Annotated in this window: 22 protein-coding genes; 2 read left to right on the top strand and 20 right to left on the bottom strand. The window is 48.1% G+C overall.

Annotation, left to right across the window (positions count from 1 at the left end; all coding sequences use genetic code 11):
• From D0Y50_RS04600 to D0Y50_RS04505, 20 genes are all read right to left on the bottom strand, one after another.
• The gene (locus D0Y50_RS04600) at nucleotides 1-321 is read right to left on the bottom strand and encodes a hypothetical protein (RefSeq protein ID WP_117315718.1); all 321 of its coding nucleotides are present in this window, start codon (nucleotides 319-321) and stop codon (nucleotides 1-3) included.
• The gene (gene fliS, locus D0Y50_RS04595; RefSeq protein WP_117315715.1) at nucleotides 318-746 is read right to left on the bottom strand and encodes a flagellar export chaperone FliS; all 429 of its coding nucleotides are present in this window, start codon (nucleotides 744-746) and stop codon (nucleotides 318-320) included. The genes D0Y50_RS04600 and fliS overlap by 4 nt, the downstream gene beginning before the upstream one ends.
• A 16-nt stretch (nucleotides 747-762) precedes the next feature.
• Nucleotides 763-2,214, bottom strand: coding sequence for a flagellar filament capping protein FliD (fliD, locus tag D0Y50_RS04590; protein WP_117315713.1), 1,452 nt, complete (start codon nucleotides 2,212-2,214; stop codon nucleotides 763-765).
• A gap of 12 nt (nucleotides 2,215-2,226) precedes the next feature.
• Nucleotides 2,227-2,658, bottom strand: coding sequence for a flagellar protein FlaG (locus D0Y50_RS04585; RefSeq protein WP_232366456.1), 432 nt, complete (start codon nucleotides 2,656-2,658; stop codon nucleotides 2,227-2,229).
• Between the two features lie 84 nt (nucleotides 2,659-2,742).
• Nucleotides 2,743-3,567, bottom strand: a complete 825-nt coding sequence (locus D0Y50_RS04580) for a flagellin N-terminal helical domain-containing protein (protein WP_108567881.1) — start codon at nucleotides 3,565-3,567, stop codon at nucleotides 2,743-2,745.
• Between the two features lie 1,069 nt (nucleotides 3,568-4,636).
• On the bottom strand, nucleotides 4,637-5,467 hold the full coding sequence (locus D0Y50_RS04575) for a flagellin N-terminal helical domain-containing protein (protein WP_108567882.1): 831 nt from the start codon (nucleotides 5,465-5,467) through the stop codon (nucleotides 4,637-4,639).
• 840 nt (nucleotides 5,468-6,307) lie between these two features.
• A complete protein-coding gene (locus D0Y50_RS04570) occupies nucleotides 6,308-7,144 on the bottom strand; it encodes a flagellin N-terminal helical domain-containing protein (RefSeq protein ID WP_108567884.1) in 837 nt (278 codons plus the stop codon).
• Between the two features lie 1,141 nt (nucleotides 7,145-8,285).
• Nucleotides 8,286-9,509 carry a flagellar hook-associated protein FlgL gene (gene flgL, locus D0Y50_RS04565; protein WP_108567885.1) on the bottom strand — a complete coding sequence of 408 codons (1,224 nt, stop codon included), beginning with the start codon at nucleotides 9,507-9,509 and terminating at the stop codon, nucleotides 8,286-8,288.
• 6 nt (nucleotides 9,510-9,515) lie between these two features.
• Nucleotides 9,516-11,621, bottom strand: coding sequence for a flagellar hook-associated protein FlgK (gene flgK / locus D0Y50_RS04560; RefSeq protein WP_170145449.1), 2,106 nt, complete (start codon nucleotides 11,619-11,621; stop codon nucleotides 9,516-9,518).
• Between the two features lie 23 nt (nucleotides 11,622-11,644).
• Complete coding sequence (gene flgJ, locus D0Y50_RS04555) at nucleotides 11,645-12,598, bottom strand: flagellar assembly peptidoglycan hydrolase FlgJ (RefSeq protein ID WP_108567886.1); 954 nt, start codon at nucleotides 12,596-12,598, stop codon at nucleotides 11,645-11,647.
• Nucleotides 12,598-13,710, bottom strand: a complete 1,113-nt coding sequence (locus D0Y50_RS04550) for a flagellar basal body P-ring protein FlgI (protein WP_108567887.1) — start codon at nucleotides 13,708-13,710, stop codon at nucleotides 12,598-12,600. Before D0Y50_RS04550 ends, flgJ begins: the two co-directional genes overlap by 1 nt.
• A 9-nt stretch (nucleotides 13,711-13,719) precedes the next feature.
• Entirely contained in the window at nucleotides 13,720-14,400 is a 681-nt protein-coding gene (gene flgH / locus D0Y50_RS04545; protein ID WP_108567888.1) for a flagellar basal body L-ring protein FlgH, read from the bottom strand.
• A gap of 11 nt (nucleotides 14,401-14,411) precedes the next feature.
• Nucleotides 14,412-15,200, bottom strand: coding sequence for a flagellar basal-body rod protein FlgG (gene flgG / locus D0Y50_RS04540; protein WP_108567889.1), 789 nt, complete (start codon nucleotides 15,198-15,200; stop codon nucleotides 14,412-14,414).
• A 44-nt stretch (nucleotides 15,201-15,244) separates the two neighbouring features.
• Nucleotides 15,245-15,988 (bottom strand): flagellar basal body rod protein FlgF, encoded by a 744-nt coding sequence (locus tag D0Y50_RS04535; protein ID WP_117315709.1) that lies wholly within the window; start codon nucleotides 15,986-15,988, stop codon nucleotides 15,245-15,247.
• A gap of 172 nt (nucleotides 15,989-16,160) precedes the next feature.
• Nucleotides 16,161-17,546, bottom strand: coding sequence for a flagellar hook protein FlgE (gene flgE, locus D0Y50_RS04530; RefSeq protein ID WP_108567891.1), 1,386 nt, complete (start codon nucleotides 17,544-17,546; stop codon nucleotides 16,161-16,163).
• 15 nt (nucleotides 17,547-17,561) lie between these two features.
• Nucleotides 17,562-18,248, bottom strand: a complete 687-nt coding sequence (locus D0Y50_RS04525; protein WP_108567892.1) for a flagellar hook assembly protein FlgD — start codon at nucleotides 18,246-18,248, stop codon at nucleotides 17,562-17,564.
• Between the two features lie 21 nt (nucleotides 18,249-18,269).
• Nucleotides 18,270-18,692, bottom strand: coding sequence for a flagellar basal body rod protein FlgC (gene flgC, locus D0Y50_RS04520; protein ID WP_108567893.1), 423 nt, complete (start codon nucleotides 18,690-18,692; stop codon nucleotides 18,270-18,272).
• The gene (gene flgB, locus D0Y50_RS04515; RefSeq protein ID WP_108567894.1) at nucleotides 18,692-19,096 is read right to left on the bottom strand and encodes a flagellar basal body rod protein FlgB; all 405 of its coding nucleotides are present in this window, start codon (nucleotides 19,094-19,096) and stop codon (nucleotides 18,692-18,694) included. The genes flgC and flgB overlap by 1 nt, the downstream gene beginning before the upstream one ends.
• A gap of 81 nt (nucleotides 19,097-19,177) precedes the next feature.
• A complete protein-coding gene (locus D0Y50_RS04510) occupies nucleotides 19,178-20,011 on the bottom strand; it encodes a CheR family methyltransferase (RefSeq protein WP_117315707.1) in 834 nt (277 codons plus the stop codon).
• Nucleotides 20,012-20,026: 15 nt separating this feature from the next.
• Nucleotides 20,027-20,950, bottom strand: coding sequence for a chemotaxis protein CheV (locus D0Y50_RS04505; RefSeq protein WP_108567896.1), 924 nt, complete (start codon nucleotides 20,948-20,950; stop codon nucleotides 20,027-20,029).
• Between the two features lie 133 nt (nucleotides 20,951-21,083).
• Here D0Y50_RS04505 and flgA point away from each other — a divergent pair, with 133 nt between their 5' ends.
• The gene (gene flgA, locus D0Y50_RS04500; protein ID WP_232366455.1) at nucleotides 21,084-21,893 is read left to right on the top strand and encodes a flagellar basal body P-ring formation chaperone FlgA; all 810 of its coding nucleotides are present in this window, start codon (nucleotides 21,084-21,086) and stop codon (nucleotides 21,891-21,893) included.
• Nucleotides 21,894-21,991: 98 nt separating this feature from the next.
• On the top strand, nucleotides 21,992-22,333 hold the full coding sequence (gene flgM / locus D0Y50_RS04495) for a flagellar biosynthesis anti-sigma factor FlgM (protein WP_108567897.1): 342 nt from the start codon (nucleotides 21,992-21,994) through the stop codon (nucleotides 22,331-22,333).
• Nucleotides 22,334-22,335: the final 2 nt, after the last annotated feature.

Raw genomic sequence — 22,335 nt, 5'->3', positions numbered from 1 at the left:
TTATTTGTACTTTTTTATTGCGCTCTGGCTTTTTATAAAGTGACTTATGTCGTTCTTAGCTGAGTGTAGCAAACTCTGCGCCAGTTCGTTTAACTGATTATTGACGGTCAGTTCAGCGGCCGCAAATTGCTTGCGCGGCTCCGTATCTAAAGCACCCAGATGTTGTTGAATAAGAGAATCTCGCTGACGTACAAGTTGAAGAAACATTTGGAAGCGTTGCTCTTCTTCTATGTCAGTGTTAACGAGCAGCGTGGCAAGCTGCTCGTTAAGCTCGCCCAGCTCAGTGGGCGTTAATGAATGGCTAAATTGGTAGGTATTCACACAGCTTGACGTTTTTCACGCTGGGCAGCATAGGCTTCCTGCTTTGCAGATTCCGGTATTTGCACCCAGGCGTCTCGAATGGGAGTAAGCAGACCAATTACTTCATCCAACATATTCAAGTTGTTACGCACATGACCTTCGCTGATACGCTCAATCATATAGTCATACAATGCAAACATGTTTTCAGCTACTTCGCCGCCAATGTCCAGGTCGAGTGTGTCACGTAAGTTAATCAAAATAGCGGTCACCCGCGATAAAAACTCTGATTTAGCCACATAATCTTTGCGCTCCATTGCGCCTTTTGCATAGGCTATACGGTCCAGCGCGCCCTGCATCAGCATCAGTGTAAGCTTATGAGGATCGGCATTGGCGATATCCTCTTTAAGGTTTCCCTTGCGGTAAGCATTAATGCCTTTAAGTGCCATAACTAACTCCTAATACCTAGCCTAATGAGGCCAGCAACGCCGAACCCGTTTGATTAAGCTGGGCCACGGTTTGGTCTAAATTCAAATATTTATCACGCAGGATTTGTTCATAGCTCATCATGCGTAGCTCTAATGTTTCGCGGTCATCGTAAATCTCTTCGCGGCTATCTTTTGCCGCCCGCTCTCGCAGGCTAATCAAACCGCTTGACGAAGAATATTGGTCAACGAAGTCGTACAAACGTACTGCTATACCATCGGTTTCATCGGTGAATAACGCTGATATTTCATCAAATGCGTCATCCAGGGCATCTTCGAGGCGTTCTTCACCCGAACCTAGACCAAAGTCCGAAGTACCGATTTCCATCTTACCATCTGAGTCTATTTCGATACCTAGTTGGAACAGCCCGCCCAGGCTGGATGCGCCTACGCTGTCACCCACTATGCCGGCCAGACCGGTTTGTATTCCACGCAATAAGGAATCACCCGCTAAGGCGCCATCGTCTTCCAGATCGGACTCACCGTATTTCGTTAACTTCTTAATTTCATCAATGATGTTATTGTAATCATCCACGAACTTACGAATTTTTTCTTCCAGGCCTTCTTTGTCATAGCCGATTTTCAGTGTTGACGCGATAGGATCGCCACTGGCATTAAGCGGTGACACTTCCTGTGCTTCAAACGAAACATTCTGAATTGTATTTTCAAATTCATTGGTGTCGCTTTCAACTAAAATACCGTCAATGGTCGCCTTGGCGTTTTCCGCTGTTTTAACGGGCGTTAAATAGGTCGCCGTCTCGGCAGAATCTGTGGTCGCTAATCGGTCCAGTTCAGCGATGTCGTTATCATTGATAATCGACAAATCGTTACCGGCCCCCGTAATATCCGAGGTGAACACCAACTTGGCGCCACCGCCTGCGGTGCCTGTATCAATAATATTGGCATTCACGCCAAAATTATCATCATGCTTATTTATTGCTTCGCGTAACTCAGCCAGGGTCATACCTGCGGTCACATTTATCGAAAAGCTGTCGCCTGTACTGCCAACTTTAAAGGTCAGCGATCCCGAACCGGCGCTTAATACACTGTCGGTAGATTTAGTAAACCCGCCAGATGCGGCATCGGCAGTTTCAATGCGACTGCCTGAAGCTAACTGGGTTACCGCAATTTTATAACTGCCGGTCAATGCAGAATTAGACGCATCGGCGGTAAAAATTTCGGTTTCTTCGTCAGGATTAGTGATTGTTGGTTCACGTCCACCCAGATCACGGTCGGTTTTTAGTTCCTCGACCGTATCGCGAAATTCAGACAGCTTTGACTTTATCTGGCCTAAGCCTGATATTTCCGCTTCTATCTTTTCTTCGCTGGCATCCAGTCGCGCAGTTTTAGGCGCACGTTCAGCCTCCAGCAACTGGTTTACCAGGTCGTCCAGCGCCAGGCCGGAACCTACACCCAGTGATTGAATAGACATGAAATTACCTCATCACACTTTGTTGTTAACCAGCACACCCACACTGCTACCGATATCTTCCTGCAAATCTTTAATCCGTTCGGCAAGTTGTAATACCTCATCGGAAGGAATTTGCCGGATAACGTCACCTGATTCACTATCTTTTACCGTTACAACGGAACGTTCTGTCCCCTCATCCACGGTAAAAGCCAGGTTTCGGTTTTGCACCTGTAAGAATGCTTCAACTTCCTGCACCGCAAGTTCGATGTTCTGAACTCGCTCCTCTGTGCTTACTTTATCGGCCTGTTCGGCCATACCTTGAGTATTTTGTGGAACCTGTTGCAGCAATTTATCATCGGTATTTGCCGTTGCATCAGCGGTGGGTTTAACCCGCTCCACCGTAATAGGCTGCGCATCGGATACAGCAAATTTCTGACCACTTTGTATACTTGTAATGTCCATCATCTTTCCCCTGCACAAAACAAAAAAAGCAGGCCCTGATATAAAACCAGCGGCCTGCCTTAGCGAATCAAATTAAAACGGGTGAAATTAACCCAATAATGACAACGCTGTCTGTGGCCGCTGATTAGCCTGGCTCAATACTGAAACTGAAGCCTGTTGGATAATCTGATTACGGGTAAGCTCTGCTGTTTCGGTGGCAAAATCTGTATCGCGAATCCGTGAACGCGCTGATGACAGGTTTTCTGAAATACTGCTCAGGTTACGAATAGTTGATTGGAAACGGTTTTGCAAGGCACCGAGGTCAGCGCGGGCTGAACCAATGGTAGAAATCGCTGCATCAATATCGGTTAATGCAGTGCTGGCACCAGTTTCAGTACTGATATTGACCGAATCAACACCTAAGCCACCGGCGCTAAAACCACCGCTGTTCTTCAATGTTACATCAATCGTTTGGCCTGCATCAGCACCAACCAAAAATTTGGCCGAGAACGAGCCGGTTAATAGCTCTACACCACCAAATTGGGTATCAGACGAAATACGCGTGATTTCAGTTTTAAGCGCGGACACTTCTTTTTGCAGTGCTGCACGGTCAGAATCGCTATTCACACCGTTTTGCGACTGTACTGCTAACTGCCGAATTCGCTGTAAACTGGTAGTTACCTCAGAAAGCGCACCTTCTGATGTCTGAGTCAGCGAGATAGCATCATTCGCATTACGTACAGCCTGATTCAGACCTTGTACCTGTGATGTTAGGCGATCTGAAATTTGTAGACCGGCGGCATCATCAGCTGCGCTGTTAATACGAAAGCCCGACGAAAGTCTTTCAAATGAAGTGCTTAATTTTGAACCCACATCAAACAATTGACGCTGTGCGTTCAAGGCAGAAACGTTAGTATTTACATATAAAGACATTATTGACCTCCTGGGGATTCGAAACTGCTTATGCTAGAATCCAATCCTTCCAAAATTCTGATTTGTTGGGTCACTACTCCCGCCAAATCGACCTCATAATGGCATTGCGAATCACTTCGCTGTCCATCAGTTAAATTACCCCTCAACTATAGTTATCGACCAAAGCTTTAGAACCTTTAGCTTTTATTTGAAAAAAATCATAAATATTCGCTAAGTCAATGAAAGAAAATAGATATTTATAACAAAAAAGTATCAGAAAGGGGGGTGTTCGGGGCGTCTCAGGCCACTATATGCATGCCGTATGGCGCCGATAAATCCGGCTTAGACGTAGCCTGTTTACCGACGTACCCCCGATGTTTTGGTCCCAGCCTGGCTTTAGGACTTTTGTGGGGCGGCAGTCGATAGCCGGAAATAGGATAGATACCGAGAAAATTTTGGTTTTACAAACGGTGCGGGTAAGTACGCACAATGCATATCAATAGAATCTGGATTGCTATGTGGTGACAGGTGTAACAGGTGTCAGATATTTGACAAGTGTGAGACAACAGCAGCAACTCGCCTACAAAAGAGAGAGCCGGGTACGCTAAATGAGATAATTGGCAATGGCGCTGGATAAGACGTAAGCCTGTGGGTGGCGCTTACTGTATGGGTTTGACATTGGTATTGGGCGGTTTGAAATGATAGATAAAAGTAGATAAGCAAAATTGACGTTTTATTTTTGGCATCCAATTTGCTTTTAAATTATTGCTAGATGATAAATGCAAACCTTATCGGCTATTATTGCAATACTAAGGTAGGCAACTTGTTAGCATGGCAATGCTGGCAAGTATAAAAAAGGCCGAGGCAATGAACCCCGGCCAATTCTGCTCACGTTAGGAGTTAGAGCAAAATCGTTTCTAGTCGGCTGGCAGGAAATTTAGTAGAAAATAACTGGCCTCTCAACCACATCTTCTACACTCTCAGTCCTGTTAGTCGGCGTTTTCTTCGAAGGGGCGGCCTTTAGGTTAGGCCGCCATCCCTTCAGGGCTGGCCTCTCAACTCCGTCCCTTACTTACCTTTACTACGTTAATTAACCACCTAGCAGAGATAACGCTGCCTGAGGTCGCTGGTTTGCCTGCGACAGTACAGTGGTACTCGCTTGCTGTAGAATCTGGTTGCGGGTAAGACTTGCCGTTTCGGTGGCAAAGTCTGTGTCCCGGATGCGCGATCTTGCCGCTGATACATTCTCAGAGATATTACTAAGGTTACGAATAGTAGACTGAAAACGGTTTTGAATAGCACCCAGGTCAGCCCGTTTAGCATCAATTACCGAGATAGCCGCATCAACCGCCGCCATGGCATTAGATGCTCCCGCTGCGGTAGTGATATCCAGTGTATTGCTGCCCGCCAAGCCTTCAAAACTAAAGCCGTTGGCCCGAGACATATTAACACTGATAGTTTGGCCAGCATTGGCACCCACTAAGAATTTCGCAGAATAGCCCCCAGCCAGAATATCCACACCACCAAACTGGGTAGTAGTGGCCACCCGGGCAATTTCAGTTTTAAGCGCCGAAACTTCTTTTTGCAGTGCCAAACGGTCAGAAGCCGAGTTGATACCGTTTTGCGATTGAACCGCCAATACACGGATACGTTGCAACGCAGTGGTGGACTCAGAAAGTGCCCCTTCTGCAGTTTGCGCCAGTGAAATACCATCGTTGGCATTTCTTACGGCCTGGTCCAGACCCATGATTTGTGACGTCATTCTGTCAGATATCTGCAAACCAGCGGCATCATCTTTAGCGCTGTTGATTCGAAAGCCTGATGATAGACGTTCAAATGCTGTAGTCAGATCGTTGCCAGAATTGAATAACTGTCGTTGTGCATTTAATGATGAAACATTGGTATTTACAAATAGACTCATGGGTCTCTCCTAACTGATTTAAAAAACGCCTGTTATTGTTATTGTCAGCGCTGAGATTAATTAAATTATTGGCACACTGTGTGCATTTAACTTTGTGTCAGAGTTAAATTTCTGACGCTCCTTCCGGCTTCGCCGGTTTGAGCAATGAACCGTGGCTCACTACCCGGTGAATGCTGGCTGCAGGTCTGTTGTTCCAGACCTCATACCTCTCACTACCTCCTGGCTTCATTCCTGCCAGTCAGCAACCTCTTTATTCAGGCAAGACTATCCCCTGCCAATAAATTCAGCATGTTGAGAAATCATCTTTTATAGTGCCCTGAGGCGATGTGAAATTTACCCTTGCGGTAAATTTGCTAACCTGGGTTAGCGGTTTGAATGCACTAAAACTTGCACATTCGGGGTGGCATTCTTTACATCCTAAAACGTAACAAACGCCTGCTTGAATCGACCCGCATAGTTACTGGCATTTTACTGCCGATGTATCTGATAACGATGCTGGTATTGCTTCCTAACGGTTTATCAATTCGGATTATTTATTATTTTTGGAATCCGATTTGCTGCGGCCTTTTTATTATTTTTGACTGGCTGTCAGCTACAGGACCGGGCTTTTTATTGTTGTTCCCAGCGCCTTGTACTTAATGTATCGTCCGGGTACAGAAATACCTTTAGGCTTTTTTTGAATAATTTCAAAAGCCCAATAGATTCAGTGGGTTAAAACACTATTTGAAGGGAAAGGCCGGGGCATGAGCCCGGCCTTAAATGCCATTTTGGCGTATTTACGTTGGATGAATCACAAGTACACTACCCCCTGGCCTCAAACCCGCGTAAAGGGATGATAGCTTAGCCCAGTAGTGACAATGCAGACTGGGGACGCTGATTAGCCTGCGAAAGCACAGTAGTACTGGCCTGCTGGATAATCTGGTTACGCGTCAGGTTAGCCGTTTCTGTGGCAAAGTCAGTATCACGAATACGTGAACGCGCTGCTGAAACGTTTTCTGAGATGTTACTTAGGTTACGAATAGTCGACTGGAAACGGTTCTGTAATGCACCCAGATCCGCACGTACGCCACCGATGGCAGAGATAGCAGAGTCTACATCCGCTAGTAGTGAAGACGCACCCGCAGCAGTTGCTACTGATCCATCAACACCCAGACCACCGGCACTAAAGCCGTTCAAGCCATCTAGGTTAGCGGATTGCAGGTTTACCGAAATGGTTTGGCCCGCATTTGCGCCTACCAGGAATTTGGCAGAGTAGTCACCGGTTAACAGGTTTTCGCCACCGAACTGAGTGTCAGTAGAAATACGAGTGATTTCAGTTTTTAACGCAGAGACTTCTTTTTGCAGAGCCAACCGGTCTGCATCAGAGTTAATACCGTTTTGTGACTGTACAGCCAGCTGACGGATACGTTGTAATGAAGTGGTTGTTTCGTCTAACGCGCCTTCTGCTGTCTGTGACAGTGAAATAGCGTCATTGGCGTTACGTACAGCCTGGTTCAGGCCTTCGATTTGTGATGTCATTCGGTCAGAAATTTGCAGACCGGCCGCATCGTCTTTTGCACTGTTGATACGAAATCCTGAAGACAGACGCTCAAACGACGTGCTCAGAGAATTGCTCACATCATACAACTGACGCTGGGCATTTAATGCGGACACATTGGTATTAACGAACATAGACATAAGTCTCTCCTACACTCTCAGTCCAGCAGGTGCTGGCGACCGGACAATCCGGCAGAAAATTAAAATTTAGTAATCACCAAGCACCTGAGGGGTAATTGATGAACTGGCTCTCTCGGTAACTTTATCGACCCTTGGCCCTTTCCCTTTAGAAAAAAATCATTATTTTGCCGGTAGGCGGCACATAATTGCCGCCCCCCTAAATGCAAAGTATTAGTTTCAATACATTTTTTGACGGAGAAAAAAAGTGAAAATAATTTTTGAAAAGCCCGTTAATGAGGTGTTTTTGAAAAGAATTCGCTGTGTTCAACCAGATTTTATTAAACCGTGAGAGTGATTTTGCGTTTTATCCGTATTGACATTACCTCAGTCATAAGATGGCCACAAAAACAAAAAATGTCTTTAAGAAACATAATCTTATAAAACAATCGCAGAACTTGTTAGCGCGCATAACACTTATACATAGGTATTCAAATTAATACCATAAATAATATATTGTACTTTCGCGCGCTCCTCGGGGAACCAGGTGCGGGGCGGCTATTTATGCCGAGCTTTAATAGATTCCCTGTAAGTCCACTATAATATTGAAGGAAGCGGGTTAATTGAGGTTGGATAATAATGTGCCATCCGGACAAGGCACTTTGGTACAAAAGCCTTGGCTTGGATGACTTGACCCACTGTCAGCAGGCAAGGCAGACCATCATCAGGATGCGCAATAAATAATAATAAGATGTTTCAAAGATAACCCGCCAGTGCACGGAATAAAGCGGATAGCCGCGTGGGTTAGTTACTAATAAGGGATGGCTGGTAATAGCGGCTGGCTAGTAATAGAGCACTACCGAAAATCACACGGACGGCGTTGTTGTGGATAAGGTCCGGGGCGAAAGTGTAAGGCAATGCGCTCTAGGTATGATAGGGATCCCATGAGCGGTTACGTGCCCTGTCCTAATGGTTTTTTTTATGCGCTGAGGGCTTTTCTCATGAGCTGAGGGCTTTTCGCGTGCGCTGAGGGCTCTTCTTATTCGCTGAGGGCTCTTATGTGCTATGGGCTCTTATGTGCAAAGGGCTCTTCTTATGTGCTAAGGGCTCTGCCCTGCGCTAACTATATACTCAGTGCAAGGCAGATGGCGATGGTTCAGCGCGGCTAAATATAATTAAACAATGATAAATTAGAGACTTTAGGAAAGGTCGCCAGCGCAGCGTTAAGAGCCGTTTCCTGCTTCGCAAACTCAGCAGACGCTTCGGCGTAATCCGTATCTTCTATTGCCGAGCGCGCACTTTTTGTGGCAATTTCCAAATCCAGATTAGTTTCATAAACCGATTCGGCAGTATTTAACCGCCCGCCTATCGATGAACGCTCAAGTGCCACTTTTTCCAGGCCATTGTCCAGGCCCACCAGCGCATCGCTGATCGCTTCATCAATATTTTGACTATTCGATGAAGAGTCCATCAGCAAGCGAGAAATATCGTGCAACGTTTCAGCCAGGCTGGTTTTTTGCGGCGGATCGAGAGAAAAATCAACCGTATCGCCTGCGCCACCCGCCAAAGTAAATGTCATGCCTTTGATGGTAAAAGGTTCATCAGCAGTGAAGTCAACCGTATCTACCACGCTACCGCTGGCAGTGTTACTTAGCTGAACCTGGCCAGAGGCCAGGATTTCCAGTTGATAATTATTATTGCCAGCGGTGACAGGATCGTAATTGGCTTTACTAAAGGTATCAAAGGTTCCCTGCTGCTCTACTTTGGCTGAAGCTACCGTTGCCGTCCCAGAAGGATTCACTGAAAAATTACGCCGAGCCAGAACATTGTCAAACACTTCCTGGCCGCTAGCGGTACTTCTGACACTCACGCTATCTGATAGCTTAACCTCATTCTGCCCACCATCGCCGGTAAAGGTCACATTTTTATCACTGGCTGCGGCGTTAAATGTAAAAGCTTGATTTTGCGACTGATAGCCAGCAAAAATATAGTCGCCATTAGCATTTTGCGCGTTCATTAAGCCCAAAACTTCATCCCGAATTTGCGCAAGTTCGACGCCAATAGCGCGCCGGTCGGTGTCAGCCATTACCCCGGAACCTGCTTGTACAATTAATGTCCGAGCCCGGGTCACGGTATCGTTAATATTATCTAACACCGCCTCCTGCTGCTCCAAGCCACTGGTCAACAAATCATTGTTGCGTTGATACTGGGTAAGCTTATCCAGCTCTTCGGTCAATCTAACCACCTTGGCTGCCCCAACGGGATCATCCGATGGACGATTAATTTGCTTACCCGAAGATAAAGCTTCCTGGGTTTTTGTCATTTCACGCTGGTTATCCATAATGGCGCGAATGTTCTGATCGTAAAGCTGACTGGTTGATATACGCATGTAATGTTACCTTGCTGCTGACAAGATGGTATCGAATAATTCCTGCGCGGTACTTAAAATCCGCGCCGCGGCGGCATACGACTGTTGGTATCGAATCAGGTTCGCGGCTTCTTCATCCAGGCTTACCCCAGATACCGACTCAAACCAGTTTTGGGACTGCTCTTTCATCGCTTCAGCAGCCTGTAATGATATTTCCGCATTGGCAGACTTCTCACCAACCCGGCCAATCAGCGACGAAAAAGAATCGTGTAGCGTGCGTTGCTGATTAGTCGAATTGCTACTTAATTGTACCAGTGATGCCTGTTGTAGTTCAGCCAACTTTCTGGCGTTAGTATTATCATTAATACCATCGGTGTTATAGCTAATAGCAAAGCTGTCTCCGGCTACCGGTAAACCTTCCAGACTAATATCATAGCCTGGATAGTCAGAACCTGCCGGAAACGGCCAGCCCACCGTCGCAGACGCCTGCTCAAGCAAATTATTATAATCCGTCACACCCGTGACAGTCGCAATGGGGGCAGCATTTATCCCGTCATAAACTGCAAACTCGCTGGCACTGGTAAAAACGATCTGCACCGGCGCGCTGTACACTGCATCCGGTGTGGCAGTTAGCCCACCCGCTCCATCAAACGCGGTGGTAGCGGGTGTTTGGCCGGTTTCGGTATCATTTATTGCGACCGACTTCACCGTGGCGTCGCCTAGATTGCTGCTGTCAGCTTGCGCTCTAACCGGGGCGGCAAAGGCAAAGTCTTCAGGCCGATTGGTTGCCAGCGTAATATCAGCTGCAATGGTTTTGGTTGGCTGAACTAAAAATAAATCATCTGCGGCATAGCCGCCAGCACTATCAAAGCTTACCTCAATCCCACCGGGCAACGCGGTATTGCCAGCCGTATTTACTGTAATCGGCCCAGAGGTTACGGGATTTCCGCTACTATCAAGGCTTTTAGGCGTACCGTCGCTATTTAGCATAGTCAGGGTAATACTCACTGGGTTGCCCGATGCATCCACTGAGTTTACTGCTATCTGGTAATCCGCATCGGTAACCTGATTTCCTTTGCCTTCGGTAAACTGTGCACTCAACTCCAGCGTAGTATCGCTATTATCGGGGTAACCAATGCCCGGCACCTCCGACAGGGTAAAGATATTACCGCCCAGCTGCATGTCTAAATCCATACCCAGTTTATTTTGGGTATTAACGGCATCCGCCATGGCCACTGCCATCTGTCCAACGTCTCGCTGTGCCGCGCCCAGAACTTCGTTTCGAAAGCGGAATAAACCACCCAGGCTGCCACCCAACTTATCTTCAGTGATCTGTACCGATGCTTGTGGCACACCGTTTTGAATATTAAAGCCCAGTTCCAGCTGCTTTTCGGTGGTGTCGGGACCGGAAGTAAGTTCTAACAGATTGAAGCCGCCATTTTCCAAAACCAAAGATTCGCCACTGCTCAGGTTAACCCCTTTCGTACCATTGGCGTTGGTCCGCACTTCAATCGCCATCATCTCTGCCAGTTCATTGATGGCTTTGTCGCGCTGGTTAAGTAAGCCGCTGGGTTCGCCCTGGGCAGTATTCTGATTTTTCAGAATTGCCTTATTCAGTTCCCCAATATTGGCTATCAGGCTGTTTGCCTGCTTTACCTGCGAATCAAATTCCAGGTTAAGCTCGTCCTCAATGGACTCCATGTATTCTGATACGGTGCCCATGCGCCGGAGCAACGCTTCGGCTTCACCCAACACACTTTCCCGGGACGCTAAATTTGTTGGATCATCAGCAGCGGTTTGTACCGAGGCAAAAAATTTACTCAATCCAGTCGAAATAGAATTGGCTTCGCTGGCCAGCAGATTGTCAATCATGCTGGTTTTCTGGGTGAAGGTTTCCAGCTCCCCTACTGAGGTGGTGTCGCGGCGCAATTGGTTTTGCGCGAAAACATCAATAACCCGCTCAGTGGTCCCCTGCCCCACGCCTTCAAGCAGCGAGTTGCTAAAAACCGTGCGCTCCCGTACATATCCATCGGTATTGACATTAGCAATATTGTTACTGGTAGTTTGCAGTAACTTATTGCTAGCGTTAACCCCGCTACTGGCGATAGAGAATAAATCAACATTGCGAATCATTTGCTTAGTCCTTCAAACGCACGCTACGGGTTGTACTGGGACAGGGTAGACCCCTGATAAACGGCCATTAGCTTGTTAGCATATGCCGGATCAGTGGCGTAGCCTGCTTGTTGCAGCGACTGATAATAGGCCTGCGGGTTATGGCTGTTGTCCACCGCCTGCTGATAGCGCGCGCCCGAGCGAATAAAATCAACATAGTCGTTGATTGACGCTTCGATAGAATCGTAGGCCCGAAAACCTGCTTTCTGCTTGCTGGCAATACCCTGGCTATATTCCACGGTATCCACCACAGCTTGTTTGCCCTGCCACTGGTGGTTCGCTTTTATGCCGAATAAATTGTACGACGGCGTACCTTCTCCATCGTGAATCACATATTGCCCCCAGCCGGTTTCCACTGCAGCCTGGGCGATGATCGCTTTAGGATCAGCACCAATCTCGCGTGCGGCATTTTCTGCGTGAGGGTAAAGGGCTTCAACAAAGGCTTCACGAGACTCGAACAACGGGGCTTTATAAGCTGATGGTGTACCTTTGCTCGCTGACGCAAGCACAGACTCTCGTGCGCTGGCGACCTGCTGTTTTACCTGCAGATTAATAGATGACAGATTGCCGTCAGCACGAATGGCACTGGCAGGAGTATAATCCGGATTGTTTTGTCCCAACTGTTTGACGATGATATCGGCTAGGCCCATCCCCCCGTTGGAGGTTAAATCCACAGCCAACTGCTGGTCATGCATGTCGCGATAAAACTTAACCTGCTCGGAATTAAACGGGCTATTTTCATCAGCCAGAGCATCTTGCGCCTTACGCATTGATTTAAGCATCATTTGTACAAAGATGGCTTCAAACTGTTGCGCGGTTTCCTGCAGTGCCTGTTCATCTTCACCATTGGCGATAGCTTCACGCAATGAATTAAGACTGCCCAAATCATTTGCATTTCTGGCCATTTCTAGCTGACTGCGGGTTTGCATTGTATCCATTAGATCACCACCAACTCGCCGCGTAAGGCGCCCGCCTGACGTAGTGCTTCTAAAATCGCCATTAAGTCACCGGGCGCTGCGCCCACTTCGTTTACCGCACGCACCAGTTGGTCCAGCGTGACCCCAGGTTCAAATTTAAACATGCGGCTATCAGCCAGGTCGACATCCACAATAGACTGGGTAGTGACAACGGTATCGCCCTGCCCTAATGCATTGGGTTGGGAAACCTGCTGGTTTTCAGCAATGGTTACTGTTAACCCGCCATGGGTGATGGCGGCCGGCAATAAGCGTACATCCTGGCCGATGACAATTGTCCCGGTACGGCTGTTAATAACGACTCTGGCAGGGGCCTGACCAGGTTCAAACTCAAAGTTTTCCAGCGTGGCCAAAAAGCCTACACGCTGGCCAACATCACGTGGCGCTGAAACCCGGACTGAGGCTGCATCTAATGGGGTGGCAATGCTATACCCTTTTTCTGGCTGGGCACCAAGGCGCTCATTGATGGTATCCGCCAGACGTTTCGCGGTAGAAAAATCAGGATAGTGTAAGTTCAATGTCAAGGTATCACCATTAGCGAAACCAGAAGGCACAGACTGCTCAACTAAAGCGCCATTAGGAATACGGCCTACGGTGGGGGTGTTAATAACAATTTTGGAACCATCCAACCCCTGTGCGCCGAAACCATTTACTATCAGGCTTCCCTGAGCAACAGCGTAGACGTTGCCATCTACCCCTTTAAGGAATGTCTGCAACAATGTCCCACCTTGTAGGCTGCTCGCTTCTCCTACCGACGATACGGTGATATCGATGCGCTGTCCGGGCTTGGTAAAGGGAGGCAGCTCTGCGTGAACGGCTACAGCTGCCACGTTTTTTATTTTCGGTTTGGTATTTGGGTCCAGGCTAATCCCAAAATTGGTTAGCATGGTACGAAAGCTTTGTTCGGTGAACGGGCTTTGCTCGCCGGTTCCGGGCAACCCCACTACCAGACCATAACCAATTAACTGATTGGCCCGCACCCCCTGAATACTGGCGACATCTTTAATTCTCTGGGCTTGTGGCTGGCTCGTAATGGTCAGACACAAGGTAAGCAATACTGCTTTTATCGCTTTCATGAGGGTTCCTTAAAACGGCCACAGTGAAGAGGCAAAGAACTGGGTCAACCAGCCTTTTTCCTGGGCCCGGGCAAACGTCCCGGTGCCGCTATACTGAATGCGTGCGTTAGCTACTTTGGTCGAGACAATTTCATTTTCCGGGCTGATATCGGCGGGCCGGATAATTCCGGTAAGACGGATATATTCATCACCCTGATTTAATGTCAGCCACTTTTCGCCGCGAATAACCAGATTTTGATTCGGTAACACATCCACTACAGTAACTGAAATGGCCCCGCTTAAACTGTTGCGCTGGTTAGCCTGTGCATCGCCTGAGAAATCGTTTGATGAATTAACCCCTAACTGAATAGACTGCCCGCCAATATTAATCGCTTGCCCACCCAGCCCGGTAATCGGGGCAACTTCTATACCGGTTTCTTTCGAAGTGGTGGTGCCGGCAGACTTAGTGGCATTGGTATTTTCTTCCAATGACACCGTGATAATGTCGCCCACCCGGCGCGCAGTGACGTCAGAATACAAACTATTCGCCATGTAGGGACGAAACAGGGCGCCGTCTTCAGCTATGTGTTCGCGTGGAATATCTGGCACTACCGGAGCAAAAGACGGATCGTTGGCTTCCACAGGAGGAGCCGGCGTACTATTACAGCCAGCCAGCAATACCACACATAAAACGGACAAGAGACGACGCATACTGTTACCTGCTATAGCTGCTGAATAACCTGACCAAGCATTTGGTCAACCGATGAAATTACTTTCGAATTCATCTCATAAAGACGCTGACTTTCAATCAGGTTCACCAGTTCTTCGGTGACATTCACATTCGAGGTTTCCAGGGTCCCTTGAGAGAGCGTGCCTAGCCCCTGTAAGCCAGGGATACCCTGAATAGGTGTTCCACTTGAAGCGGTTTCAACAAACAAGTTCTGTCCAATCGGCTGCAAACCGGTAGGGTTGATAAAATCGGACACATTAATCTGACCCAGCACCTGATTTTCGGCTTCCCCGCGAGTAGTTACCGAGACTTCGCCATCCTGGGAAATAGAGATTTGCTGGGCATCTTCTGGCACGGTTATCTCTGGCTGTAATAAAAAGCCCGCCCCTGAGGTGACAATCTGGCCCTGATCGTTTAGCGTAAACTGACCATTACGGGTATAAGCGATAGAGCCGTCGGGCTGTAATATTTCAAAATACCCTTTGCCCTGAATAGACATATCCAGCGAGTTTTCGGTAGTCAGCAAGTTACCCTGCGTATGAGCCTTTTGCGTGGCAACCACCTTGGAACCTGCACCCAGCATCAAGCCCGAAGGGCGTTCAGTATCGGCTGAAGAGCGACCACCCGGCTGGTTAATATTTTGATAAAGTAAATCTTCAAATACCGCACGATCTTTTTTAAAGCCTACTGTCGAGGCGTTCGCCAGGTTATTCGATACAACTGCCACATCAGTTTGGGCAGCATCCAGGCCGGTTTTACTTATCCATAATGCTGGGTGCATAACGTACTCCTCAACCTTAAATCAAAGGCTGGTGTATTATTTAATTAAAGGATTCTCAGCAGCGCGTTACCGCGCGTTGATAATTCGTCAGCTTGTTTCATCAACTTAATTTGCATCTCGTAGTGACGCTGCAAGCTGATCATATTCACCATTTCATCCACCGCGTTGACGTTCGAGCCTTCTACCATGCCTGAACGGACGTGCACGTTGGGGTCGGCAAACGGAATGCTGCCGTCTTTGCTGCGAAACAGACCATCGCTGCCGCGCTCAATGCTGTCTAAAGAAGGATTAACCAGTTTGAGCCGGCCAATCTCCTGCGATACATTTTCCGGGGCGCCTACCGGGCGAACCGAGATAGTGCCGTCCATAGCTATATTCAAATTATCCAATGGCACGGGCAAATAAATTGGCCCGTTATCACCTAACACTGTGTTGCCATGCATATCCGTCAAAACCCCGTCAGCGCCCATTTGAAAACTGCCGTCGCGCGACATTGCTTCCTGACCATTTACATCCTGCAAGGCAAACCAGCCATCCCCTTGAACAGCTACATCCAGTGCCCGGCCGGTTTGCACCATGGCGCCACCTTCATAATTGTTTGAGGGACTTTCGGTCATTGAAAATACCCGGGTCGGCAAACCTTCGCCGTAGGCCGGCATACTTCGGGCTTGTTCAAGCTGAGCTTTAAAACCAGTAGTCTGGGCATTAGCCAGATTATTGGCGCGTACACCTGTGGCAAGAAGGTCTTGCTTGGCGCCGCTTGCAGCGATATACAGAAGTTTATCCATGACTGACTTTTGACGTTTTATTGGACTAATACCTTAGGTATTGCAAGGGCAGTGCCAACAGGCTAAAAAACATCAGATAACAGAAAGAAGTATAAGGATGGCAGGATAAAACCAGTGCCTGGAAATAATAAAAGGGCCGCATGACGCGGCCCTAGGGCGGTGGTGTGACGTATTATCGAATATTCAAAATGGTTTGGTTAAGCTGGTTATTTACCTCAAGCGCCCGAGAGTTTGCCTGGAAATTACGCTGGGCAATGATAAGGTCAATAAGCTCTGTGGTCAGGTTAACGTTGGCTTGCTCTAACGCCGACGAATTAATCTCTCCAAAGGTGCCGGTGGTTGCCTCCCCCGCCAGCGCTTCGCCTGATTCAATACTTTCTTTCCATTGCGTACTGCTTTCCTGAGTTAAGCCCTGCTCATTGGCAAAGCGCACCAGTGCCACCCGCACAATCGGCTCAGAGGTGCCGTTGGAAAAGGTAGCCCGCACCAAACCATCAGGCCCGATGTCGATGCCAGTCAATCGTCCCACTGGCAAGCCATCCTGCTCAAGTGACGTTACTTCAAAAGAAGATGCAAATTGCGTAGGCTCATTAGGCGTCGCGTTATTTGGGTCAAGATTGAAGTCAATGGTGATTTGCTGGGAGTCATCCGAGCCATTTGTCAAAACAGTGGCGCCTAAAGCTTCAGTTTGTATTTTAAAATCTGCGCGTTGTACGCCATCTGGAGATTCAATTCCTTCAAAATCGCCCCCCGCGCTAAATTTTAGTTTTGCCGCGGAAACATGATTACCGGTATTCCCGCCTACCGAGTTCAGCGCTAACGATGGATCTGAGTCGGTGCCGTCTGAGTTGGTCATATCAACCAGATTGTCGTCCACTGATGTTGCCACATACCATTCATTATCCACTGCCGGATCGCTATCTTTGATAAAGTAGTAGGTCATTACATGGCTATCACCCAGTGAGTCGTAAACAGTCACCGAGGTTGCCGCGTTATAAGTCAGCGGATCATCTGGATCAAAGGCGGCAGGGTCTAGCGCGGTATCGCTGGCCGGCAAGTTCATCCGAAGATCAACTTCGCTGGTTTGCTGCGGCGAGCCAGACGAGTCCGGAATGCGTACCGGCTCGGTCGTACTCAGAGCAACCGAGGCACTGGTGCCATCATTGTTAACCGGAAAACCCAACAGGTTATCGCCATTACTGTTGACCACAAAATTATCTTCATCAAGCTTAAACTGACCCGCGCGGGTAAACGAGAAATCCCGCGAGGTAATTTCAGGTACAGTGGCAAAAAAACCGTTACCGGTAATCGCTAAATCCAGTGCGGTATTGGTAAATTGCAAACTACCCTGGGAAAACTGCTGGGCAACTTCCTGAGTCAAAACCCCGTCACCCACTTTGGTTTTACCACCGGCTAATAAGGACGATGCATACACATCACCAAACTCTGCCCGCGACTCTTTAAATCCAACTGTGTTAACGTTGGCGATGTTGTTTGCAGTAACATCCAAATCTTTTTGCGCGGCGGAAACACCACTTAGTGCAATGTTAAAAGACATTTTTCACTTCTCCTGCTAACTGCCGATCTGGATGACGTCATCAAGACTGATACTCACATCACCATCCAAATTTAAAATTACGCCCTGCCCACTTCCGGCCAGGCTGACACTACCTACATGACGGTTCACCGCGGTAGCAATGGCTACCCCTTCGCCGTTGGCGCTTCCCGTGGCATTAACCACATACTGACCGGCGGCCAGGGGATTACCATTGGCGTCGTTACCGTCCCATTCAAACTGCACGTTACCGGCAGGCTGCGTACCCGCGTCAATGGTTTTCACTATCTCGCCATATTGGTTTGAAATGGTGATTTTCATATCTTGTACGCTTTGGTCGTTTACCACTACACCGCTAAACCCCGCACCCTCGGCGCCCATGTAACCTACGTTACCTTCCACTAAAACATTCTGGCCTATTAAGCTGGAGGCCTGCAGCGCTTGGTTGGATGTCATTGAAGCGGCGAAGTTTTCAAACCGTTCATTAAGATCGGTTATCCCCTCCGCCATCGAGAATGACGTCATCTGGGCAACCATCTGATCGTTGTCCACCGGTTTGGTGGGATCCTGGTGGGCCAGCTGTTCTGTCAGCAACGAAAAGAAATCTTCCTGCGACAGTTTTTGCTCGCTGCCGTCAGCTACCTTGACTTCTTCTTCCTGCCAGTAAAGGTCGGTCATCAACCCGTTATTATTAATCGTGTTCACGTGCGGTTCCTTGTTAACCTACTACTGGCCCTGACCAAGCTGCAGTACCCGGCGGTACAGCTGTTTGGTGGTATCTGCCACTTGCACATTGGTCTCGTACGATTTCGACGCGGATAGCATGTTAGCCATCTCTTCGACAATGTTTACATTGGGCTTATATATGTAGCCGTCTCTATCGGCCATGGGATTATTAGGGGCATACTCCACATTCAGTGGCGCATCGCTCTCTACCACCCCTTTCACTTCAACCCCGACCCCTTTGCTCTGGTAGTCAGTGGCTTTTTGTAATTCTGCTGAAAATACCGGATACCGGGCTTTATACGTTTCGCCAGCACTACTGCTGACCGTATTAGCATTGGCAATATTACTGGCTGTGGTATTCAGGCGCAGGTTTTCCGCTTCCATGCCGGTGCTGGAAATATTCATGACATTAAATAAACTCATTAACCCTGCCCTCCACTTAATGCTTTCTTCATGCCTTTAAGCTTGCTGTCTAAAAATTGTAAGGAGGCCTGATAGCGCATACCGTTTTCCAAAAATGCGTTACGCTCGGTTTGCACTTCCACCGTATTGCCATCGCCGGTATCCGGCTGGCTGGGAATACGAAATTGCAAATCAAACGGACTGGCCGAGGCTGTACCACCAATATGCTTATCGTGGGTGCGGACCATTGACGATTGCTGGTTACCCTGCGCTGACGCCATGGCTTGTTTGAAATCGATGTCTTTTGCTTTGTAGCCGGGCGTATTAGCATTTGCCAGATTACCGGCAATCACTTCCATTCGATCTTCGCGTATGTTTACCGCTTGATGATGAAAGCCGACAAGCTTGTTCAGATTGATGGCCATATTTGACACTCCTCATTTACAGGCTGAATACTGCAAATGAGGTGCCAATGTTTTTTTGACGTCAATGAAGGTGTTGAATTTTCAGGATTTTCGTTGGTAATAGAGCCCGGGTGGGCACTTTTCCATAGTGAATAACTCGCTGGCAGCCCCAATGGATTCTGACGCGCCGAGGAAAAGAATGCCGCCGGGTTGCAGCTGGGCGGCAATTTGTTGCAGGATGCGCTGTTTAATTTCCGGCGCGAAGTAAATTAACACATTGCGACAAAATACAATGTCCAGACGGCCCTGACCGGCATAGCTGTGTAACAGATTGAGCGAGCGAAAACTTACCATACGCCTGACCGGGGCAATCACCTGCATCTGACCACTAGAATGAGGCGTAAAAAACTGCTCTCGGCGCGCAGCAGAAAGCCCGCGGGCAAGAGATAGTTCGTCATATAAGCCGGATTCACAGCGGCTTAGCATATTGGCCGACAAATCGGTGGCCACTATTTCTACCCCTTGCGCAAAGGCGCCAGGTTTTTGCCGCTGATACTCTAGTACCGACATTGCAATGGAATAGGGCTCCTGGCCTGACGAGCAAGCCGCACTCCAGATACGAATACGTTTATTTTTGGTCGCCAAACTGGGAAGTAAGGATTGCTTGAGCATATCGAACGGATAACTATCCCGAAACCACAACGTCTCATTCGTGGTCATAGCATCAATGACACTTTGCAATAGCGCCCGATTACTATTCGCGATAGTGGCTGCAATCAAATCGTCAATAGCATTGTATTCGTACTGATATAGCAAAGGCGACAATCGACTACGCACCAGATATTGCTTGTTGTCGCCCAGCACAATACCGCACTGTTGCTCTAGAAACTGTCCGAACTGCTGATAGCGCTGGGGCGAAACGTCTTTAACTTTCAACTGCAGCAGGCTCCACTACGCTTCCACCAACCATTTTTGTACCGCCGTAGCCAGCTCGTCAGGGTGAAACTTAGCGATAAAGTCGTCGGCCCCCACTTTTTTCACCATGGCCTGGTTAAATACGCCGCTTAAGGAGGTATGTAATACCACATGCAGTTTTTGTAGCTCCGGCGTATTTTTAATTTCAGCGGTCAGCGTGTAGCCATCCATTTCCGGCATCTCAATATCTGAAACCAAAACACCTACCCGATCGGTAACATCACCTGTCTCGGCTGCAATTTCTTTAAGCCGCTTGAGCGCCTCAAGGCCATTTTTTGCCACTTCTATTTCAAGGCCCAGGGTCGTCAACGCTTTTTTCACCTGGCTACGGGCAACCGACGAATCATCAGCGATAAAGATAATTTTATTTTCGCTACCGGTTACGGTCAATGAAGAGGCTACCTCTGCGCTGACCTCTGCGTTTAGTGGCGAAATTTCATTCAGGATTTTCTCGACATCCAGAATTTCTATCAGCTCGTTATCCATTTCCGTCACTGCTGTCAGATAGCTGGCGCGGCCGGTGCCTTGCGGGGGCGGCATAATGGCGTCCCAGTTAGTATTGATAATGCGTTCGACCGCACCTACCAAAAAGCCCTGTACTGAGCGGTTGTACTCTGCAATAACAATGAAAGCGTTTTCCAAGTTCTCTATTTTACGCCCACCGGTGGCCATACTTAAATCGATAACAGAAATCGTCTGGCCGCGGATATGGGCTACGCCGCGCACCAAGGCGTTAAGTTTGGGAATAGAGGTCAATGGCGGGCATTGCAGCACTTCGCGTACTTTAAATACATTGATCCCGAAACGTTGGCGTCCATTTAAGCGAAACAGCAACAGCTCCAGTCGGTTTTGCCCTACCAACTGGGTACGTTGGTTGACCGAATCGAGAATACCAGACATACATCACCTCAAAATAAATAAAAATCGGGCATGAACATTGCGTTTAGACTGCCACAACGAAACACGGATTGAAATCGCCAAAAAAGTGACACCGTATTTCGCCGCATACGCTACTCTACTAAGCATAGACAACATGAGCACAAACGAACATGAAAATATGTACGCAATATCAGGCGCTTTTTATCGCCCCGGATCGTTTTTGATGCTGAGGAAACTGTTCGCCTTGCTAATCGCCTGCACGTTAAGCACTAATGTGTTTGCCTGGCAGGCAGCGTCGCCAACCGAAAAAAACGGGCCTGACACAACTGCAAAGAAAGATAGCAGTAATCATCAGGTTGTCCAGCGCGGGGTGCAAAAGTACCTTGAAAGTCAATTTGATGCTGCTTCGTCGCTAACTCAAATAACCATTGAAGTGGCCGATATAGACGAACGAATCCGAATTCCTGACTGCGCCGCCGGCTTTGCTTACTATGCAGACGAACAAGCGCTGGGCCAGTCCTACATATCTGTGCGGGTAAGTTGCAATAACAATCAATGGTATTTATTTGCTAATGCCAAAGTATTGCGCACCCAGCCGGTGGTGGTGACCGCGAGTATGATCAGCCCCGGCACGGTATTAGGCGCAGACAATTTATCGGTAGCGCAGGTTGAAACGAACCAGCTACGCCATACGGCTTATCACAGCGTGGAAGCATTACTGGGAGCCCGAATGAAACATCGGGTCCGCCGGGGGCAGCCCATTCAGGCCAATATGCTATGCTTTATTTGTAAGGGAGATCGCATCACTATTCGTGCCCAGGTCGGTGGAATGCAGGTAAAAACCTCAGGCATCGCACAGCAAGATGGGGTGATTGGTGAAACGATCAAAGTGACCAATAGTAGCTCGCGTAAAACCGTGGTGGCGGAGGTGGCTGGAACTGATGAAGTAATAGTCAGACTTTGATAGGCTCGCCGGCTAATTTTGTGTAAAATACCGCTAAAGAACCTTTATAGATTGCCGATAACCCTATTGAGGTGTAATAAAGGTAGTGGAATTTAATTATGGCATTTAACAATGTAAACAATAATGGGGTTAATAAACCGCCATTAGACAACACAAAAATCGGTACGCAGCAGCAACAGCAGAATCAAACTGCGGTGCAACGCGAAGCGGCGGCTAAAACTCAGGCTGCTACTGCACCACGACAGGATTCAGTATCATTGACACAGTCTGCCCAACAGTTATCTCAAGTGCAAAAGAAAAGTGCTGAAGCGCCTGTTGATCAGGAAAAAGTAGATAAACTTAAAAAAGCTGTGCAGAGCGGTGATTACCGCGTTGACCCTGAGTCATTAGCGCGCAAAATTGCGCAGCTGGAATCACAGGTGTTCGGCTTAAAATCATAGGA

It is taken from the genome of Salinimonas sediminis, from assembly GCF_003429285.1.
Taxonomy (GTDB): domain Bacteria; phylum Pseudomonadota; class Gammaproteobacteria; order Enterobacterales; family Alteromonadaceae; genus Alteromonas; species Alteromonas indica.
The sequence above is the reverse complement of the archived record's forward strand: the minus strand, read 5'-3'. Positions and strand labels throughout refer to the sequence as shown.

What these genes read in the sequence shown, in the direction of transcription:
- fliS (WP_117315715.1), bottom strand. Translation starts at nt 746, where the DNA reads ATGGCACTTAAAGGCATTAATGCTTACCGCAAGGGAAACCTTAAAGAG.
- fliD (WP_117315713.1), bottom strand. Translation starts at nt 2,214, where the DNA reads ATGTCTATTCAATCACTGGGTGTAGGTTCCGGCCTGGCGCTGGACGAC.
- D0Y50_RS04585 (WP_232366456.1), bottom strand. Translation starts at nt 2,658, where the DNA reads ATGATGGACATTACAAGTATACAAAGTGGTCAGAAATTTGCTGTATCC.
- D0Y50_RS04580 (WP_108567881.1), bottom strand. Translation starts at nt 3,567, where the DNA reads ATGTCTTTATATGTAAATACTAACGTTTCTGCCTTGAACGCACAGCGT.
- D0Y50_RS04575 (WP_108567882.1), bottom strand. Translation starts at nt 5,467, where the DNA reads ATGAGTCTATTTGTAAATACCAATGTTTCATCATTAAATGCACAACGA.
- D0Y50_RS04570 (WP_108567884.1), bottom strand. Translation starts at nt 7,144, where the DNA reads ATGTCTATGTTCGTTAATACCAATGTGTCCGCATTAAATGCCCAGCGT.
- flgL (WP_108567885.1), bottom strand. Translation starts at nt 9,509, where the DNA reads ATGCGTATATCAACCAGTCAGCTTTACGATCAGAACATTCGCGCCATT.
- flgK (WP_170145449.1), bottom strand. Translation starts at nt 11,621, where the DNA reads ATGATTCGCAATGTTGATTTATTCTCTATCGCCAGTAGCGGGGTTAAC.
- flgJ (WP_108567886.1), bottom strand. Translation starts at nt 12,598, where the DNA reads ATGGATACAATGCAAACCCGCAGTCAGCTAGAAATGGCCAGAAATGCA.
- D0Y50_RS04550 (WP_108567887.1), bottom strand. Translation starts at nt 13,710, where the DNA reads ATGAAAGCGATAAAAGCAGTATTGCTTACCTTGTGTCTGACCATTACG.
- flgH (WP_108567888.1), bottom strand. Translation starts at nt 14,400, where the DNA reads ATGCGTCGTCTCTTGTCCGTTTTATGTGTGGTATTGCTGGCTGGCTGT.
- flgG (WP_108567889.1), bottom strand. Translation starts at nt 15,200, where the DNA reads ATGCACCCAGCATTATGGATAAGTAAAACCGGCCTGGATGCTGCCCAA.
- D0Y50_RS04535 (WP_117315709.1), bottom strand. Translation starts at nt 15,988, where the DNA reads ATGGATAAACTTCTGTATATCGCTGCAAGCGGCGCCAAGCAAGACCTT.
- flgE (WP_108567891.1), bottom strand. Translation starts at nt 17,546, where the DNA reads ATGTCTTTTAACATTGCACTAAGTGGTGTTTCCGCCGCGCAAAAAGAT.
- flgC (WP_108567893.1), bottom strand. Translation starts at nt 18,692, where the DNA reads ATGAGTTTATTTAATGTCATGAATATTTCCAGCACCGGCATGGAAGCG.
- flgB (WP_108567894.1), bottom strand. Translation starts at nt 19,096, where the DNA reads ATGGCCATCAATCTGAACAAGCTTGTCGGCTTTCATCATCAAGCGGTA.
- D0Y50_RS04505 (WP_108567896.1), bottom strand. Translation starts at nt 20,950, where the DNA reads ATGTCTGGTATTCTCGATTCGGTCAACCAACGTACCCAGTTGGTAGGG.
- flgA (WP_232366455.1), top strand. Translation starts at nt 21,084, where the DNA reads ATGAGCACAAACGAACATGAAAATATGTACGCAATATCAGGCGCTTTT.
- flgM (WP_108567897.1), top strand. Translation starts at nt 21,992, where the DNA reads ATGGCATTTAACAATGTAAACAATAATGGGGTTAATAAACCGCCATTA.